At 72.4% G+C, this 16,085-nt stretch carries 19 protein-coding genes; 5 read left to right on the forward strand and 14 right to left on the reverse strand.

Annotated elements, in window-relative coordinates; genetic code table 11:
- Nucleotides 1–53: 53 nt before the first annotated feature.
- The 3 genes from BJY16_RS26660 to BJY16_RS26670 are packed head-to-tail and all read right to left on the reverse strand — an operon-like array spanning nucleotide 54 to nucleotide 2,728.
- Nucleotides 54–548 (reverse strand): NUDIX domain-containing protein, encoded by a 495-nt coding sequence (locus tag BJY16_RS26660; RefSeq protein WP_185042306.1) that lies wholly within the window; start codon nucleotides 546–548, stop codon nucleotides 54–56.
- Nucleotides 549–575: 27 nt separating this feature from the next.
- Nucleotides 576–1,781 carry an MFS transporter gene (locus tag BJY16_RS26665; RefSeq protein WP_239177699.1) on the reverse strand — a complete coding sequence of 402 codons (1,206 nt, stop codon included), beginning with the start codon at nucleotides 1,779–1,781 and terminating at the stop codon, nucleotides 576–578.
- A complete protein-coding gene (locus BJY16_RS26670) occupies nucleotides 1,781–2,728 on the reverse strand; it encodes a MerR family transcriptional regulator (protein WP_185042307.1) in 948 nt (315 codons plus the stop codon). Before BJY16_RS26670 ends, BJY16_RS26665 begins: the two co-directional genes overlap by 1 nt.
- A gap of 71 nt (nucleotides 2,729–2,799) precedes the next feature.
- On the opposite strand from BJY16_RS26670, the gene BJY16_RS26675 reads away from it, so the two are divergent.
- Complete coding sequence (locus BJY16_RS26675) at nucleotides 2,800–3,315, forward strand: hypothetical protein (protein WP_185042308.1); 516 nt, start codon at nucleotides 2,800–2,802, stop codon at nucleotides 3,313–3,315.
- A gap of 14 nt (nucleotides 3,316–3,329) precedes the next feature.
- Here the strand turns inward: BJY16_RS26675 and BJY16_RS26680 are convergent, their stop codons facing one another.
- A complete protein-coding gene (locus BJY16_RS26680) occupies nucleotides 3,330–3,764 on the reverse strand; it encodes a VOC family protein (protein ID WP_185042309.1) in 435 nt (144 codons plus the stop codon).
- A gap of 119 nt (nucleotides 3,765–3,883) precedes the next feature.
- Here BJY16_RS26680 and BJY16_RS26685 point away from each other — a divergent pair, with 119 nt between their 5' ends.
- Nucleotides 3,884–4,915, forward strand: coding sequence for a LacI family DNA-binding transcriptional regulator (locus BJY16_RS26685; RefSeq protein ID WP_239177701.1), 1,032 nt, complete (start codon nucleotides 3,884–3,886; stop codon nucleotides 4,913–4,915).
- Between the two features lie 20 nt (nucleotides 4,916–4,935).
- On the opposite strand, the gene BJY16_RS26690 is transcribed toward BJY16_RS26685, so the two are convergent.
- The 3 genes from BJY16_RS26690 to pdxR form a co-directional block, all read right to left on the reverse strand.
- The gene (locus BJY16_RS26690) at nucleotides 4,936–5,463 is read right to left on the reverse strand and encodes a GNAT family N-acetyltransferase (protein ID WP_203759115.1); all 528 of its coding nucleotides are present in this window, start codon (nucleotides 5,461–5,463) and stop codon (nucleotides 4,936–4,938) included.
- A gap of 102 nt (nucleotides 5,464–5,565) precedes the next feature.
- Nucleotides 5,566–6,228: a hypothetical protein gene (locus BJY16_RS26695; protein ID WP_221502040.1), complete on the reverse strand. Its 663-nt coding sequence runs from the start codon at nucleotides 6,226–6,228 to the stop codon at nucleotides 5,566–5,568.
- Nucleotides 6,229–6,315: 87 nt separating this feature from the next.
- Nucleotides 6,316–7,752 carry a MocR-like pyridoxine biosynthesis transcription factor PdxR gene (gene pdxR, locus BJY16_RS26700; protein WP_185042312.1) on the reverse strand — a complete coding sequence of 479 codons (1,437 nt, stop codon included), beginning with the start codon at nucleotides 7,750–7,752 and terminating at the stop codon, nucleotides 6,316–6,318.
- A 96-nt stretch (nucleotides 7,753–7,848) separates the two neighbouring features.
- Between pdxR and BJY16_RS26705 the strand changes: the two genes are divergently transcribed.
- The 3 genes from BJY16_RS26705 to BJY16_RS26715 all read left to right on the forward strand — a co-directional run bounded on the left by BJY16_RS26705 (nucleotide 7,849) and on the right by BJY16_RS26715 (nucleotide 10,241).
- Nucleotides 7,849–8,154 (forward strand): putative quinol monooxygenase, encoded by a 306-nt coding sequence (locus tag BJY16_RS26705; protein ID WP_185042313.1) that lies wholly within the window; start codon nucleotides 7,849–7,851, stop codon nucleotides 8,152–8,154.
- 91 nt (nucleotides 8,155–8,245) lie between these two features.
- A complete protein-coding gene (locus BJY16_RS26710; protein ID WP_185042314.1) occupies nucleotides 8,246–9,241 on the forward strand; it encodes an AraC family transcriptional regulator in 996 nt (331 codons plus the stop codon).
- Between the two features lie 52 nt (nucleotides 9,242–9,293).
- Complete coding sequence (locus BJY16_RS26715; RefSeq protein ID WP_185042315.1) at nucleotides 9,294–10,241, forward strand: helix-turn-helix transcriptional regulator; 948 nt, start codon at nucleotides 9,294–9,296, stop codon at nucleotides 10,239–10,241.
- A 149-nt stretch (nucleotides 10,242–10,390) separates the two neighbouring features.
- Here BJY16_RS26715 and BJY16_RS26720 read toward each other — a convergent pair whose 3' ends face one another.
- The 7 genes from BJY16_RS26720 to BJY16_RS26750 all read right to left on the reverse strand — a co-directional run bounded on the left by BJY16_RS26720 (nucleotide 10,391) and on the right by BJY16_RS26750 (nucleotide 16,063).
- Entirely contained in the window at nucleotides 10,391–10,810 is a 420-nt protein-coding gene (locus BJY16_RS26720) for a hypothetical protein (RefSeq protein WP_185042316.1), read from the reverse strand.
- 71 nt (nucleotides 10,811–10,881) lie between these two features.
- Entirely contained in the window at nucleotides 10,882–11,766 is an 885-nt protein-coding gene (locus BJY16_RS26725; RefSeq protein ID WP_185042317.1) for a fructosamine kinase family protein, read from the reverse strand.
- A gap of 10 nt (nucleotides 11,767–11,776) precedes the next feature.
- Nucleotides 11,777–12,445 carry a nucleoside/nucleotide kinase family protein gene (locus BJY16_RS26730; protein WP_185042318.1) on the reverse strand — a complete coding sequence of 223 codons (669 nt, stop codon included), beginning with the start codon at nucleotides 12,443–12,445 and terminating at the stop codon, nucleotides 11,777–11,779.
- Nucleotides 12,442–13,311 carry a sugar phosphate isomerase/epimerase family protein gene (locus BJY16_RS26735; protein ID WP_185042319.1) on the reverse strand — a complete coding sequence of 290 codons (870 nt, stop codon included), beginning with the start codon at nucleotides 13,309–13,311 and terminating at the stop codon, nucleotides 12,442–12,444. The genes BJY16_RS26730 and BJY16_RS26735 overlap by 4 nt, the downstream gene beginning before the upstream one ends.
- A gap of 9 nt (nucleotides 13,312–13,320) precedes the next feature.
- On the reverse strand, nucleotides 13,321–14,064 hold the full coding sequence (locus BJY16_RS26740; protein WP_185042320.1) for an ATP-binding cassette domain-containing protein: 744 nt from the start codon (nucleotides 14,062–14,064) through the stop codon (nucleotides 13,321–13,323).
- Nucleotides 14,061–15,035 (reverse strand): ABC transporter permease, encoded by a 975-nt coding sequence (locus tag BJY16_RS26745; RefSeq protein WP_185042321.1) that lies wholly within the window; start codon nucleotides 15,033–15,035, stop codon nucleotides 14,061–14,063. Before BJY16_RS26745 ends, BJY16_RS26740 begins: the two co-directional genes overlap by 4 nt.
- 2 nt (nucleotides 15,036–15,037) lie before the next feature.
- The gene (locus tag BJY16_RS26750; protein WP_185042322.1) at nucleotides 15,038–16,063 is read right to left on the reverse strand and encodes a sugar ABC transporter substrate-binding protein; all 1,026 of its coding nucleotides are present in this window, start codon (nucleotides 16,061–16,063) and stop codon (nucleotides 15,038–15,040) included.
- Nucleotides 16,064–16,085 lie beyond the last annotated feature (22 nt).

Raw genomic sequence — 16,085 nt, forward strand, 5'->3', positions numbered from 1 at the left:
GCCGGAAGTTTCGGAGAAGTGCTCCGAAAAGTGTGGCGGTGATTTCGGAGCCGCTAGTGGCCGACGACCGCCAGGTAGCGGCGGAGCGCCTCCTGACCGTCCGGGACGAACCGGTGCCGCCGCACCGCCCGCTCCAGCTCGGCCCCGGTCATCCAGCCCACCCAGCTCACCGCCTCCGGGTCGGGCGTGACCTCGCCGCCGACCACCGCCTCATGGACTGCCAGCCAGTAGCCGCCCACCACGCCGTGACACCGGAACCTGACCACCTCCCGGACCGCCACCCGGACCCCCAGCTCCTCGGCCACCTCGCGGGCCGCCGCCGCGCCGTAGGACTCGCCGGCCGCCACCGCCCCGCCGAAGCTGACCTCGTGATACCCCGGGAACCGGGAGAGCCGGTCGGCGCGCCGGCACACCAGGAACCTCCGTTGAGCATCCCGGCAGACGGTGGTCGCGACCCGGTGCAGCCAGCCGTGGCGAACCGCCTCGTCCCGCCCGACCACGCCCAGCACCCGATCCTGCTCATCGACACGTTCCACGAGTTCGGTCACGGCGGACACCCTGCCAAGCCGCCGCACCTATCGGGCCGGTGGACTCACCGCCGCGGCCGCGAGGAGCAGGACCGGGATCAGGGCGAGCGCGGCCCGGCTTCCCTGGGCGTCGGCGAGCTGGGCGAAGACGGCCGCTCCGGCCGCGCCGCCGGCCATGTCGAGGGTGCTGAGCCAGGACATCGTCTCGGTGACGCGGCCGTGCGGCGCCAGGTCACCGCCCAGCGTGCGCAGGGTGGCGAACAGCGAACCGATCATCAGCCCGGCGGCCGGGCAGACCAGCAGCACGGCCAGCGGCGACCAGCGGGCGCTCAGCGCCAGGGCGGCGGAGCCGGCCGCGAACACGCCGAGGTGCAACCGGAGCCGGCGATCGGCGCGCAGCCGGTGCGCCGCCGCGCCCAGCGCGAAGCTGCCCAGCACGCTGCCGATCGACAGCACCCCCAGGTAGACGCCGGTCAGGCTGGCCACCTGGAACTCCCGCGCGTAGCTGGGCAGCACCACGTCCAGGGCGGTCACCGCCATCACGAACAGACCGTTGGTGACCAGCAGGCGCCGCACCGGCGCGGCGGCGAGCAGCCCGGCCCGGCGACCGGACCGCACCGGGCGCGGTGACACCGGGGGACCGCCGATCAGCAGGACGACCGTGCCGGCGGTCAGCACCGCGAGGACCAGGACCGGGGCGACCGGCGACAGGGACAGGCTGAGCCAGCCGGCCAGCGCCGGGCCGGTGATCAGCGCGGCGCCCATCATGGACGCGTCCAGGGCCATCGCCGTGGTCAGCGCCTCGCCGTCGGTGGCGTGCCGCCAGACCGTACGCATCATGACGCCGACCGGCGGGTTGGTCGCGCCGACGGCCGCGGCGGCGGCCAGCACCGCGACGGGCGGGCCGGCCCGGCTCACCGTCACGAGCAGCACGGCCGTCGCCGTCAGGTGGGCGACGAGGCAGCCGAGCAGGACCGGACCGGCGGCGAACCGGTCGATGAGCCGCCCGCGCAGGGGAGCGCTCAGCCCCTGCCCGAGGGCCGAGCAGCTCACCGCGAGACCCGCCGTCGCGTACGAAAAGGTGCCTCCCACCAGGAGCAGCAGGCTCAGCCCGAGCATGCCGGGGGCCAGCTTCGAGGCCAGCCCGATGGTCGCGAGGCGCCAGAAGCCGGGCACGTCCAGCAGCGTCCGGTAACCGGCGAGGAACCGCCGCGGCGGGGCGTCGACGGTGGGCGCGGGTCCGGGGCGGCCCACTACCGCCGCGTCCCGGCGTGGAGGGCCGCGACGGACCAGTCGAGCATCGGCGCCAGGCTGTCCGGCACCGGCCGGCCGTTGAGCACCGCGAGCAGGGCCAGGTATCGGTCCCGGCGCGGGTCGTTCATGCTCTCCAGCAGCGTCGCGAGGCGCCGGCGCACCTCGGTGTCACCGGGCGCGGCCGGGTGACCGAGGATGCGGGCGTAGTGCTCCGCCAGCGCCGCGACGACCGGCTCGGCCTCGGGTGCGGCCGGGTCCACGCCGGCCGCCAGAGCCGGGGTGACAACTGCTCGGACCGCTTCGGCGAGGACGCGGGGCAGCCCGGTGGTGTCCCCGGTGACCCGATCGTTCGCCAGGTCCCGGGCCATCTCCCGCAGGGTGGCGCGGAAGCCGCCGTCCTGGAACAGGTCGGCCAGGTCCAGCCACGCCTCGACCTGCTCCGGCTCCGGGTCGTCGGGCAGCTCGGGGGTCATCGAACGGGTGACTGCCGCGAAGGCGGGGTGCTCGTGCAGGCCCTCGAAGACGTCGCCGAGGAAGTCGTCGATCAGCTCCTGGCGCTCCACCGCGGACAGTCTCGCCAGCCGGTGGATCACCTCCAGCTGCGGGGCGGTGGAGCCGCGCCGGGCCGCCACGGTCAGCACCGCGCGGCGCAACCGCAGCACCCGGATCTGCACCTCGAGCGCCTCGGCGTGCGCCGCGGCCACCTCGGCCAGCGGGGCCTGCCGCTCCACCACCGTCCGGATGGTGGCCAGGTCGATGCCCAGCTCACGCAGGGTCCGGACCAGGTCGAGGCGGGCCACGGCGCCGGCGTCGTACCGCCGGTAACCGGCCGGGCTGCGGCCGGTCGGCGGCACGATGCCGGCGTCCGAGTAGAACCGGACGGCCTTGACCGTCAGGCCGGTCCGCCGCGCCAGATCACCGATCGAGTAGAGGATCTCCCCGTCCATGTCCGCCACTCTGCTGTCTCCCCCTACTGGAGACTCAAGCCGGCCGGCGGACAGGCCGTATCGTCGCGGCCATGACCGACAAGCGCGGCTCGACCGCTCTCGCTGTCGCCGGCCTGAGCCTGGTGCTGTCCCTCGTGGCCTGTGGTGTGGCCGGTTTCGCGCTGGCGGACGACCGGGACGGCGGGGCCGACCGGGGCCTGCCCGTGCAGTCCGAGCCGGTCGTCGCCAGCGCGGGCCAGGTGGAAGCCGTCGCGCACGTGACCCTGCCGCCCGGCTCGGTGCTGCTGTCCGCGGTCTCCAGCACCGGCCTGGAGACGCGGCTGTCGGCGAAGGTCCGGATGCCGCGGGCCGCGCTCGACACGTTCCTGACCGGGGCGAAGTTCACCGCGCCGCTGACGCCCGGCCTGCGCGCCGTCGGAGCGAAGGACGACGTCGGCGGCGGCAACCTGTGGCATCCGGAGACGGCGAAGATCGTCTCCGGGATCGCCGAGGAGGAGCCGGCCGCCGACGGCACGCGCCGGAGACTGCTCGTCGACCTCGACGCGCCCGGCACGGTCGTCGTCTATCTGTACGCCGGCCGGAACTGAGCCGGCGGCCCCGCTCAGTCCAGGCAGAACTCGTTGCCCTCGACGTCCTGCATGGTGATGCAGGACTCCTCCTCGCCGTCGGCGTACTGGGTGTAGAGGTGCACCGCGCCGAGCGCGACGAGGCGGTCCCGTTCGGCCTTCAGGGCGGCCAGCCGCTCGTCGCCGACCAGGCCGGTGCCGGCGCGTACGTCGAGATGCACCCGGTTCTTGACGACCTTGCCCTCGGACACTTTCTGAAAGTACAGCCGCGGACCCACCCCGGTCGGGTCGGTGCACCAGAACCACCGGTCCCGCTTCTCCGCCGGCTGCGCGTCGTTGTACGCGTCCCAGCTGGCGAAACCCTCCGGCGGCGGGGGCGCCTGATAGCCCAGCACCGCGCACCAGAAGCGGGCCACCCGCTCCGGCTCGGCGCAGTCGAAGGTGATCTGAACCTGCTTGATCGACGCCATGAGCCCACCATAGAGGCGATCACCGCGACCCGTTTCCCGGGCCCGCCACGGCGGCACCGGTTCGTGCGAGACTTGCTGCCACCCGGGAACCGTCATCGTCGATGGAGGGGAGCGCCGAGGTGAGCCGACCGGCTGTGAAGCGAGTGACCCTGGCGGCCGTCGCGCGGGCGGCGGGCGTGTCGGTGCCGACCGTGTCGAAGGTGGTGCACGGCAGCGGCGAGGTCGCCGAGGCGACCCGGGCCCGGATCGAGCAACTGCTGGCCGAGTACGACTACCGGCCGCGTACCTCGCGGTCGGCGGCCCCGGCCGGGATCGTCCACGTGATCTACCCGCGCCTGGACAGCGCCTGGCAGCTGGCGCACATCCGCGGGATGGAGGTGGTCACCCGCGAGGCCGGGGTGGGACTGATGGTGTCGTCCCTGGACCGCGGCGGCGAGGGCAAGGAGAGCCTGCTGCGGCGCGCCCGGTCCGGGCAGGCCGCCGGGGTGATCCTGGCGGCCGCCAGCGGGGACACGCCGCTCGGCGCCATGCTGGACCAGCTCAACACGCCGGTGCTCGGCCTCGACCCGGGGATGCGGGCCGCGGCCACCCTGCCGACCATCGGCACCACCGACTGGCGCGGCGCCCGCGCCGCGACCAGGCATCTGATCGGGCTCGGCCATCGCCGGATCGGGGTGATCACCGGGTGGAAGGGCCGGCTGCTGTGCAGCCGGGCCCGATTCGACGGCTACCGGGCCGCCCTCGAGGAGGCCGGGATCCCCGAGGACCCGACGCTGGTCCGGCACAGCGACTTCGCCTTCCGGGAGGGCATCGGCGCGGCCCGGCACCTGCTCGGCCTCGCCGATCCGCCCACCGCGATCTTCGCCTGCAGCGACCACCTGGCACTCGGCGTCTACGAGGCCGCCCGCCTGCGTGGCCTGTCGATCCCGGACCAGCTCAGCGTGGTCGGCTTCGACGACCTCCCGCCCGCGCGCTGGGCGGCGCCGCCGCTGACCACGGTCCGGCAGCCCTTGGAGGAGATGGGCCGGCTGGCCGCTCACACCATCCTCGACCTGGTCCGCGGCAAACCCCTCGGGTCCACCCGGGTGGAGCTGAGCACCCGCCTGATCGAGCGGGCCAGCACCGCCCCACCCGGCCGTATCCGCAGGTAGCCGGCCGCGCGCGGGGTGGGTCAGCGCAGCTCGCCGGCGAGCAGTCCCATCAGGTACGCGTCCGTCCACTCACCGTCGCGGCGGGAGGCCTGGCGCAGGCGGCCCTCCTCGACGAAACCGATCTTCTGGTAGACGTGGCGCGCGGGGTCGTTGCCGGCCACCACGGTCAGCCAGATCCGGTGCAGGCGCATCCGGTCGAAGCCGTACCGGCACGCGGTGCGCATCGCGTCGGTGGCGTAGCCCTGACCCCAGTAGTCCTTCTCGCCGAGGTAGATGTTGAGCTCGGCGATGCCGGTCTCCGGTTCCGCGCCCTGCAGCCCGATCAGGCCGATCAGCTTGCCGTCCTTACGGCTCTCCACACCGAACAGCACGTCGCCGTAGGCGTTGCGTGGCCGCTCGGTGAGGAACTTCGCGACCGTCTCCGGCGTCTGCGGATAGCCGGCCACCATGAACCGCATGACGTCCGGATCGTGGTTCCACCGCCACAGCGCGTCCGCGTCCCCCGGTCGCATCGCCCGCAACTCCACCAGCTCACCCAGCGCGTTCACAGCACCTCCACCATGATCATTGAGACGCCAGGCTATCGAACCGGACACCCGGCGTCGCGCCCATTGCCGCCGGGCACCGCACGGCCGGCGAACCGTCTGCCGTCAGGCCAGGGGATAGCCGATCCTGGCCGCCTCCGACCGGACGTGGGCCAGGTCCGCGTCCGGGTTGAGCGCCCGGATCGCCTCGCCGGTCAGCGGCCGGAACGCGACCACGTGCTCGATCGCGGCCGGCGGCAGCTCGATCTCCAGCACCTCGTCGGCGTACTGGGCGTACTGCTCGGCGATGTCGTCGAAGAGGACGTCGAGCAGCCAGGAACCGTCCGGATCCTCCTCGTCGACATCGGCGGGGGACAGGTCGATGCCGTCACCGGCGTGCCACCGGTCGTCGCCGGTGCGGCGCCACAGCACGAAGGTGGCGTTGAGCCTGCCGTCCCAGCTGAACGCCGGCTCGTCCACCTGCGGCCGGAACTCCTCGGGCAGCCCGTCCAGCAGGCCCGGCCACAGCCGTCCCTCGGCGATCTGGATCATCGGTGACTCGTGGTAGAGGCCGCGGATGAAGACGCCGTGCTCGGTGAAGACGATGTCGTACTCCTCGCCGCTGCCGTTGCGCATGGCCGCCGCCTCGCCGGCGCCCCAGGCCGGCTCGTAGGTGTAGTAGTCGCCCTCGACGATCGCGTCGAGCACCGTCAGAGCCTTGCACCGCTGCCGCACCACCTCGATGGCAGGCAGCCGAGCAGCCACGTCATACACAGTCACGCCGCGCATGCTACGCGGCGATGATCAGCCCGGAACTGATGCCGACGGCCTTCGGCGGCCGCCCTTTCCGAGAGCCGCGCGTGCTTCAGCGTGCCTTCACCCTCCCGACAACTGGTGCGGACGGGCTGAGGGCCGGAGCGCCTCGGCTATCCGCATGGCGACCCACTCGGCCCGGGACGGGGGCAGGCGGCCGTAGCCGAGGACGAGCGCTGGTGGCTGAGGACGGATGGTGTAGCGGGACAACGGGATCGCTGTCACGCCCAGGCCGGCCAGCCGGGACACCACGGCGTGCTCGTCAGCTCGTGGTGGCAGCGGCAGGGTCAGATGCAGGCCGGCGGCTATCCCCTGGACCGCGCCGAGCCGTCCGGTCACCTTATGCCGCTGCAAGGCGGTGACCAGGGCATCCCGGCGAAGCCGGTAGGCTTTTCGCGTGTGCCGCAGGTGGCGGTCGTAGGCCCCGGTCTCCACGAAGTGAGCGAAGGTCAGCTGGTCCAGGATGCTGGGGCCGGCGCCGGCCGTCTCCACCGCGGCGAGCAGCGCGCGACGCCGGGCGGGTGGCGGCACCAGCCAGCCGAGTCGCAGGCCGGTATGCAGCGTCTTGCTGGCGGAGCCCAGGTGGACCACATGGTCGCGGCTCAGGCCGGCCAGCGCGCCGACCGGGCGGCCGTCGTAGCGGAACTCGGCGTCGTAGTCGTCCTCGACGACGATCGCCGACGTTTCCAGCGCCCAGGTCAGCAAGGCTCGGCGGCGTCGCGGAGACAGCAGGGCGCCGGTGGGGAACTGGTGGGCGGGGGCACAGATCACTGCCGCCACCTCGGCACGGCGAACCGCCTCGACGTCGATGCCTTCGGCGTCCACGGTGACCGGTTCGATCCGCAGTCCAGCCGCGGCGGCCACCTCCCGCAGACGGAACCAGCCGGGGTCCTCGACCGCGACCCCGGGCCCGGCCGGGGTCAGCGTTCGGGCCACCGCGGCCATGCCGTGGGAGGTGCCACAGGTGATGATCACGTCGTCGCTGTCCACGGCGATGCCTCGGGCGCGGCGCAGATAGGCGGCGACGGTCTGCCGGAGGCGGGGTGCTCCGGCAGGCGGCGGGAAGACCGGCGGTGACCAGGCCGGGTCGGTCAGAACGTGGTGCAGGGACCGCAGCCAGGCCGCGGCGGGGAAACCGCTGACATCGGGGGCGCCCGGCCGCAGATCGACATGCGACGCGGGCGGCTCGGGGTCGCCGGACTCGGCGCGCGACGGTTCGGTACGAGCGGTGGCGCAGGCGGTGACCCGGGTGCCGGAGCCCTGCCGGGTCTCCAGATGCCCCTCGGCGGCCAACTGCACGTACGCCTCGTTCACCACCCAGCGGGAACAGCCGAGTTCGGCGGCGAGGGTACGACTGGACGGAAGCAGATGACCAGGCGTCAGGCGGCCCCGTGCGATCGCGGTCCGGATCGCGCCGGTGAGCCGCTCATGCATCGGCCGGCTGTCCTCGGGCAGCTCGATGAGCAGGGCAGTAGCACGATTGGTCCGGTCAGCGGCCACGCAAGTGGACTGTACGCCAAGACCAGTTCTGCCTAGCGTCGGTACTCGCCGGCCCGGCGCTCACGACCGGGCCACCGAACCGGGAGCACCGCACCCATGTCACAGCATCTGACCGTCATCGCCCAGCTGCGCGCCAAGCCGGGACAGGAGACGGCTCTCCGGGAAGCCCTCACCGCGCTCGTCCCACCCACCCTGGCCGAGCCGGGCTGCATCACGTACGACCTGCACCGCGCCGTGGACGATCACGGCTCGTTCCACTTCTACGAGGTGTGGAGCAGCCCGGAGGAGCACGCCGCCAACCTGAAGACACCGCACCTGCGGAGTTTCCTGGCGCGCTCGGCGGATCTCCTGGCCGGCGACATCCAAGTCACCCTGCTCCATCGCCTCGCACCTCGATCATGAATCCGGACGATCTCGCTGAGGATCGACGCTCACGCGTTGATCGTCCGATATGCCTATGCTGGCCCAGGTGGCGCGGTGTGGGGGTGTGCGCATGACGGACGGGTTTCCCGGTGCCGGACTGACGCCGGTGCGGCGGGCCGAGTTGGTCACCGCGGACATGGATCAGATCGCGGATCTGGTGCGGCAGCTGTACCTGCAGCACACAGCGTCGTTCCGGTGCCCGGATCCGGCGCGGGTGGAGGGCCGCGCGCAGTCGGCGACGGTCGCCGGGCTGACCGCGGGTGTGCTCGGGTACGACGGTTTCACGTACTCGTTGACGTCCGGCCCGACAGATTCGGCGATGGCCTTCCTGGCCACCAAGGGCGGCGGCGCCGTCACGAGCGGCGGGGAGGAGCTGGCCATGGCCTCGGGCAGGGCATACCTGTACCCGACCGAACGGCCGGCGGCGTGCCACCAGTTGCACGGTGACTGGCTTGCGCTGCGGGTGTCGTGGGACGCGGTGGTCGATCTGGCGGAGGAGCAGACCGGGCTGCCCGGCGACGCGCTGCGGTTCGAGGCGATGGGCCCGGTCTCCGCCGACGCCGAGCGGTTTCTCGCCGGCACGGCCGAGTTCCTGTGCGGGCAGCTGGTCACCGCGCGGCCCGGCGGGATTTCCCCGCTGCTGGCCGCCGCGTGGACCCGGGTCGTGGCCGGGGCGTTGCTGCACACGTTCCCGAACACCGCGATGACCGCCTACTATCTGCGCGGCCCTTCCCGAGTGCCCGCGGCCACGGTGCGCGCCGCCGCCGAGTTCATCCAGGCCCACGCCGACCAGCCGGTCACCGGCGCTCAGATCGCCGCCGCGGCCGGCGTGGACGCCCATGGTCTGCAGCACGCGTTCCGCCGGGAGCACGGCACCACCCTGGACAGCTACCTGCGCCGGGTCCGGCTGGAACGCGCCCATCAGGAACTGACCGCCGCCGACCCGGCCGGAGGTACCACGGTCGCCGCGGTGGCCACTCGCTGGGGCTGGGCCGGCCCGGCCCGGTTCACCGACGCCTACCGGGAACGGTTCGGCGTCCTGCCCGACGACACCCTGTGCCGCTAGCCACCCGGTCCCGACCGGGCCGGGCATCGCCATCGGAGAGGAGGCGTCCCTCGTGGACACTGAGGTGTACGAGACGCATGACCTCGACGCCGCCGAGCACCTCATCAGTGAGCTGTTCACCCCGGTACGGCTGCACGTGTCCGGCGGGAACGGATCCATGCGCCTGGCCCGCACCCGCCTGGGCGAGTACGTGTCGCTCAACCGGTTCACCTTCGGGATGGGGTACACCACCCAGGGGCCCGCCCTGGGCGTCATCCCGATCGCCCGGATCCGGGCGGGCACCGTCACGAACCGCTACGACGGGCGCGCGCACGACAGTGGCCCCGGCGATGTGATGATCTCGCTACCGCCCGACCGGGACTGGCAGGGCCTCGCCGCCGATCTCGATGTGGATTCCGTCTACCTGGATCCGGTCCTGCTCGCCCAGGTGGCTGACGGTCCGCCCCGCAGCGGGCCGGTTCTGCGGTTCACCGGGAACCGGCCGGTCTCCGCAACCGCGGCCCGCTGGTGGTCCGACACCTACGACTACGTCCTGGCCGCGGTCGAGACCCTCCCGGCCGGCCCTGCGCCCTTGGTCACCGGCACCCTGTCCCGGCTGCTCGCCGCGACCGCCTTGACGGTCTTTCCGAACAATGCCCGGACCGGCCCGAGCATCGGGGACCGGCACGACGCCCACCCCGCCACCGTGCGCCGCGCGGTCGCGTTCATCGACGATCACACCCGCACCGACATCAGCGTGGCCGACGTCGCCGCCGCCTGCCACGTCACCATCCGCGCCGTGCAGCTGGCGTTCCGCCGGCACCTGGACACCACCCCGATGGCCTACCTGCGCCGCGCCCGGCTGGCCGGCGCCCACCACGACCTGCGCACCGCCGACCCCCGCACCGCCACCGTCGCCGCGATCGCCGCGCGCTGGGGCTTCGCCGACCACAGCCGCTTCACCGCCGGCTACCGCGCCGCCTACGGCATCACCCCGTCTCACACCCTGCGCCACGGCTGATGAAGATCCGCAGCGGCCGCATGCCCTTCACCGAGGGCACGCCGCGGATCACGTGGAGAACGCGGTGTCCACCGCCGTCTCGATCCAGTCGGGACGACCGCTGAATCCGCTCGGCCCCATCCGGGGTCGGGGTGCTTCCGGGTGGCGCGTCAATGACGACGCTTCGCGTGGTTGAGGGTTCGCTCCCACTCGCCGATCAGGGTGTCCTCGAGACCGGAATCCATTCGACCGCGTTCCACCATGCCGACGAGTTCACCGGCGAACTCGACTTGGAAGGAGACGCCGTGCTCCTCCGAGAGTCGACAGACCTCCCCGGCCAGCTCCTTGACCTCCTCCAGGTGGGCACGGTCCACCCCCGGGTCGATCTCGTCGCCCCACGGAGGTAGGGCGGTATAGAGCTGTAGCCCGAATCCGACCCACCGCGCGCCCGAAGCATCTGATTGATCGAGGAAGCGGGGCGGATCGATCACCCAGCCCCGGCGGCCGGCAAGCCGCTCAGCAGACGCACGCATCGCACTGAGGATCGACGTGGTGGGGTTGCCCTCCAGCGCGACAACGAGCCTGTCCACGGGATGATCTTCTCGCACCGGATTCCTTTCGAGCCGTGCAGGTGGGGCCGCTGCTGACCGCCGGGATCAGGTCAGGACGGCGTCCGGAACGGGGTGAGGGTGGCGCGGATCAGGTTGGCGGCGCCCCAGTCGTTGTCGAACTGGGCGAGGACGGCCAGGTGCTGGCGCAGCTGGAGGATCGGCATGCGGGCCGGCCAGTCGCGGTCGAGCGAGGTCAGCTCGGCGTAGACCGCGAAGAAGCGCTGCGCCTCCGGCGGGGGCGCGGTGGTCCACACGTGAGCCAGGTCGACCTCGGCCCAGGTGTAGGAGACCGCCGGGTCGATCAGCGCGGGCCGGCCGTCCGGGGTGGCCAGCAGGTTCTGCGTCCACAGGTCGCCGTGGGTGAGGCAGGCCGGCTGCTTCGGCAGCAGGTCGGGCAGCCGGTCGCAGAGCCGCTCCAGCGCGGCCTGGTCGGCGGCGTCCAGCGCCGCCTCGACGCGCGGCTCGCCGAGCCAGCGCAGCAGCCGGTGCTCGGCGAAGAACGCGAAACCGTCGTCGTTCCAGGTGTTGTGCTGCCGGCGGCGGCCCAGCCAGTTGTCCCGGTGCCAGCCGAAACGGGGGTGCACCGTGCTCAGGTGCTGGTGGGCCAGCGCGTGGGCGAACCGCTCCCAGAAGTCCCCGGTGCTGGGCCGCGGCTGCAGCACGGAGAGCACGAGCAGCTCCCGGCCGGCCAGCAGCACCTCCGGGGTGGCCATGCCGCCCCGCTCGCGCAGCGCGGTCAGGCCCTCGGCCTCGGCGGCGAAGACGTCGTCGGCCGGTGGTTCGGCGAACGCCTTGACGAAGACAGGCGGCGCGTCCCGGCGGGTCGCGACGCCGGCGAGCGCCGCCAGGCCACCGGTCGCGGGCTGCACCGCGACGACATCGTCCATTCCGGCCCGCCGCAGGCCATCGAGCAGGAACGCCGCCGCACCTTTCATGAGGGCGATCTTAGGGCCGCACGCCGCCGAACGGCCGATCTCCGGGCTGCCGCTCGAAGGCGGGGACGATCAGGTCGGCGCGGGCGCGGGTGGCCAGGATGACCTCGGCGTTGCGTTCGTCGGTGCCGGTGGCCCAGGCGACCGCGGCGTCCGGCGCCTTGCCGAAGTGGACGTGCCGGTCGACCAGCCGGCGCAGCCGCTCCTCTTGATCCAGCTCGACGTACCAGACCTCGTCGAGCTGGGCCCGTACCGCCCGCCAGCGGGGCTCGTCGACGAGCAGGTAGTTGCCCTCGGTGACGATCAGCCGGGCGTCGCGGGTGACCGGGATGGCGCCGGCGATCGGTTGCTCGATGACACGGTCGAAGCCGGGCGCGTAGACCACCTCGTCGGCGCCCTCGCGGATGCGGCGCAGCAGGGCCGCGTACCCGAAGGCGTCGAACGTCTCGGGTGCGCCCTTGCGGTCGCGCAGCCCGAGCCGCTCCAGCTCGGCATCGGCGAGATGAAACCCGTCCATCGGTACGTGCGCCACCGGCACCCCGGTCGCCGTGAGCGCCCGCACCAGCTCGTGGGCCAGCGTCGTCTTGCCGGCCGCCGGGGCTCCGGCGATGCCGAGGACCGCCCGGCGCCCGCCGTCGGCGAGCGCGCGGGCCCGGTCCACCAGCGCCGTGAGACCGGTCATGCCGGCACGGCGGTCAGGTGCGCGCTGATGAACCCGTGGGCGTGCCGGGCCAGGTCCTCGCCGTCGTCCCACAGGTTGCGCCAGATCGACAGGTCGGCGGAGAGGCCGGGGGCGACCACGGCCGACGAGAACGACTCGAAGGTGATCGGCCCGGTGTAACCGATCTGCCCGAGCGCGTGGAAGAACGACGTGAAGTCCAGGTGCCCGGAGCCCAGATAGCCGCGGTGGTTCTCGCCGACGTGCACGTAGCCGAGGCGGTCGCCCACGTCGAGGACCGGGCGCACCATGTCGTTCTCCTCGATGTTCATGTGGTACGTGTCGAGGTGGATCACCACGTTGTCCTCGCCGATGTCGTCGGCCAGGCGCAACGCGTCCCGCGCGGTGTTCACCACGTTGGTCTCGTAGCGGTTGCAGATCTCCAGGCCCAGCGTCACGCCGGTGCCGCGGGCCTCCTTGGCGAGCCGGCGCAGCACCGAGACCACGGTGGCCCGGCCGGCGGCGCTCAGCGGGCGGGAGTAGCTGCCGAAGGCGCTGTAGAGCGCGCCGGTCAGGTGGCTGCCGCCCAGCCCGGCGGTCAGCCGCAGCGACTCGTGCAGCAGCCGCTCGCCGCGTTCGACCACGGCCGGGTCGTCGCTGGAGATGTCGGCGTCCATGGCCAGCCCGCGGGAACAGGCGACCCGCAGCCCGGCCCGGTTGAGTTCGGCGCGGGTCCGGTCCACGTCCAGGTTGAGCGAGTCGTGCAGGGAGAACTCCACGAGGTCGTACCCGCAAGCCTTGGTCTTGGTGATCGCGGTCGTGACCGATGCCGGAGCCGTGTCGCCGGCCCAGACCAGGGCGTGCACGCCGAGGGGGTTGCGCGGTTTCATCATCCGTCCTTACTGGCTGAGAGCGCCGGTGATCAGGCCGACGATCTCCTCGCCGGTGGTGTCGGAGGTGCGGCGGCCGGCCACGCAGCGCCCGGCGCGCATCACCCAGACCTGGTCGGACAGGCGCATCACCTGGTCGAAGTTGTGGCTGATCAGCAGGACCGAGCGGCCGTCGTCGCGAAGCTTGGTGATCAGCTGCTCGACCCGCGCGGTCTCCTGGACGCCGAGGGCGGCGGTCGGCTCGTCCATGATCACGAGTTCCGAGCGGAACCCGGCGGCGCGGCAGATCGCCACCGCCTGCCGCTGGCCGCCGGAGAGCCGGCGGACCCGGCTGCCCACCGCGGGCACGTTGACCGCGAGCGTGGCGACCATCTCCTTCGCCTGCTTGCGCATGCCGCGGCGGTCCAGCACGGCGATCGGGCCGGCCCGGTGCACCAGCTCCCGGTTGAGGAAGAGGTTCTGCCAGACGGTCAGGTCCTCGACCAGGGCCAGGTTCTGGTGGACGGTCTCGATGCCCTGCTCGCGGGCGTCCTCCGGGGACTTGAGGTGCAGCTCCCGGCCGTTCATCGCGATCGTGCCGGTGTCCGGCCGGTGGATGCCGGAGATGCAGCGCACCAGCGTGGACTTGCCGGCGCCGTTGTCGCCGACCAGGGCGGTGATCTCGCCCTCGGCGATGGTCAGGGAGACGTCCTTGAGGGCCTGCACGCTGCCGAAGGCGAGCGAGACACCGGCGACGTCGATCAGAGTGCTCATTTCTGGAACCTCGTGAGTAGGGCGGCGAGCACGACGACGAAGCCGACCGCCAGCGGTTGGTAGAACTGCGAGACGCCGAGCAGGGTCAGGCCGTTGGTGAGCGCGGTCAGCAGCAGCGCGCCGATCACCGGGCCGGTGATGGTGGCGCGCCCGCCGAGCAGGCTGACGCCGCCGAGGACCACCGCGGCCACCGAGTTGAGCAGGAAGGAGGTGTTCGAGGCCGGTTCGGCGGCGCCGACCCGGGCGATCAGCAGGATGGCGGCGAGACCGGCCAGCAGGCCGGAGATGGCGTAGACGGCGATCTTCACGTTGGCGGTGTTGATGCCGGTCGCGGTGGCCGCCTCCCGGGAGCCGCCGGTGGCCAGCACGTGGGTGCCGAACCGGGTCCAGAAGAGCAGGACGTGTGCGATCACGGCGACCACCGCGGCGATGATCACCGTCCAGCCGAAGATCCCGATCCCGCCGGTGGAGAGCTTGAGCAGGAACGTGTTGACGATGGTGACCGGCTTGCCGTCGGACAGGATCAGCGCGGCGCCGGAGGCCGCGGAGAGCATGCCCAGCGTGACGATGAAGTCGGTGATCTTGCCCCGGGCGATGACGAACCCGTTGACCAGCCCGATCGCCAGGCCGACGGCGACCGCCAGCAGGCAGGACCAGACCAGACCCCAGCCATTCGCGTACGCCTGGCCGAACGCGACCGCGCCGAGGGTCATCATCGACGCGACCGACAGGTCGATGCCGCCGGTGGCGACCACGAAGGTCTGCCCGACCGCCAGGATCACCAGGATCGCCGCGGCGACCAGCATGGACGCGATGTTGCCGGTGCTCAGGAAGGCCGGGTTGAGGATCTGGAAGACGATGACGAGCAGCACCAGGCCGACGGCGGCGGCCCACTCGGCCCAGAAACTGACGTCCTTGAGCTGGCTGGTCCAGGTGCGCGCGTGGTGCTCGGAAACGGTGGCGGTGGTCATGGTCAGCTTCCCGAGAGGGTCTTGAAGGGGTCGTCGTAGGTGCCGAACGGCTTCGGGGTGGCCGCCAGGGCCTGGTCGGCGTTGGCCTTGGTGACCACCTCGACCGGCGCCTCCACGGTGGCCGGCAGGGTGGCGCCCTTGGCGGCGGCCTGGCACGCCTCCATGCCCATCGCGCCGATCGCGTACGGGTACTGCGCGACCGTCGCGTCCAGCTCCCCGTTCTTGACCGCGGTCAGCGCGTCCTTGATCCCGTCGACGCTGATCACCTTGATCTGGCCGGCCTTGCCCGCGGTGGCGACCGCGCGGGCCACGCCCAGGCCCATGTCGTCGTTGGCGACGAAGAAGCCCTTGAGGTCGGGCTGCGCCCGCATGATGTTGGTGGCCTGGGTCAGCGCCTCCTGCCGCTCCCAGTTGGCGGCGACGGTCTGTACCAGGTCGAGCTTGCCGGTGATCGCCTTGCCGAAGCCCTCGATGCGCTGGCCGCTGGTGACGTCACCGGCGATGCCGCCGATCGCGGCGACCTTGCCGCCGCCGGGCAGCAGGGTCAGCATCTGCCGGCCGCCCTGCTCGCCGGCCGAGACGTTGTTGGTGCCGATGTAGGTGGCCGGGGTGGCGTTGGCGGCCTTCGCGGCGGCGGCGTCGACCGGGCTGTCGATGTTGACGATGGTCTTCTTCTGGGCGGCGAGCTGCGCCATGCCCTGGATCAGGTTGGTGCCGGAGATCGGATTGACGATGTAGCAGGAGTAGTCCTGCCCGGCCAGTCCGGTCAGCTTGTCGGCCTGGCCGGTGGTGTCGGTGATCGAGTTGGCGGCCTGCACGGTGACCTCGGTGCCGGAGGTCTGCGCCTGGTCCTTGATGCCCTGCTCCATGGACTGGAAGAACGGGTTGTCCAGTCCCTTGATCACCGCGGCGACCTTGAGCGTGCCGTCCGAGGAGGACGAGCCGCCGGAGCCGCAGGCGGCGACGAGCACGAGGGCGGCCGCGGAGACGGCGGCGGCCACACCGCGATGGACGGATATGCGCGACATGGGGATTCCTTCCGCATCGATG

Source organism: Actinoplanes octamycinicus (assembly GCF_014205225.1).
Classification (GTDB): Bacteria; Actinomycetota; Actinomycetes; order Mycobacteriales; family Micromonosporaceae; genus Actinoplanes; species Actinoplanes octamycinicus.

What these genes read in the sequence shown, in the direction of transcription:
- BJY16_RS26670 (WP_185042307.1), bottom strand. Translation starts at nt 2,728, where the DNA reads ATGGACGGGGAGATCCTCTACTCGATCGGTGATCTGGCGCGGCGGACC.
- BJY16_RS26675 (WP_185042308.1), top strand. Translation starts at nt 2,800, where the DNA reads ATGACCGACAAGCGCGGCTCGACCGCTCTCGCTGTCGCCGGCCTGAGC.
- BJY16_RS26680 (WP_185042309.1), bottom strand. Translation starts at nt 3,764, where the DNA reads ATGGCGTCGATCAAGCAGGTTCAGATCACCTTCGACTGCGCCGAGCCG.
- BJY16_RS26695 (WP_221502040.1), bottom strand. Translation starts at nt 6,228, where the DNA reads ATGCGCGGCGTGACTGTGTATGACGTGGCTGCTCGGCTGCCTGCCATC.
- BJY16_RS26705 (WP_185042313.1), top strand. Translation starts at nt 7,849, where the DNA reads ATGTCACAGCATCTGACCGTCATCGCCCAGCTGCGCGCCAAGCCGGGA.
- BJY16_RS26710 (WP_185042314.1), top strand. Translation starts at nt 8,246, where the DNA reads ATGACGGACGGGTTTCCCGGTGCCGGACTGACGCCGGTGCGGCGGGCC.
- BJY16_RS26725 (WP_185042317.1), bottom strand. Translation starts at nt 11,766, where the DNA reads ATGAAAGGTGCGGCGGCGTTCCTGCTCGATGGCCTGCGGCGGGCCGGA.
- BJY16_RS26730 (WP_185042318.1), bottom strand. Translation starts at nt 12,445, where the DNA reads ATGACCGGTCTCACGGCGCTGGTGGACCGGGCCCGCGCGCTCGCCGAC.
- BJY16_RS26735 (WP_185042319.1), bottom strand. Translation starts at nt 13,311, where the DNA reads ATGAAACCGCGCAACCCCCTCGGCGTGCACGCCCTGGTCTGGGCCGGC.
- BJY16_RS26740 (WP_185042320.1), bottom strand. Translation starts at nt 14,064, where the DNA reads ATGAGCACTCTGATCGACGTCGCCGGTGTCTCGCTCGCCTTCGGCAGC.
- BJY16_RS26745 (WP_185042321.1), bottom strand. Translation starts at nt 15,035, where the DNA reads ATGACCACCGCCACCGTTTCCGAGCACCACGCGCGCACCTGGACCAGC.
- BJY16_RS26750 (WP_185042322.1), bottom strand. Translation starts at nt 16,063, where the DNA reads ATGTCGCGCATATCCGTCCATCGCGGTGTGGCCGCCGCCGTCTCCGCG.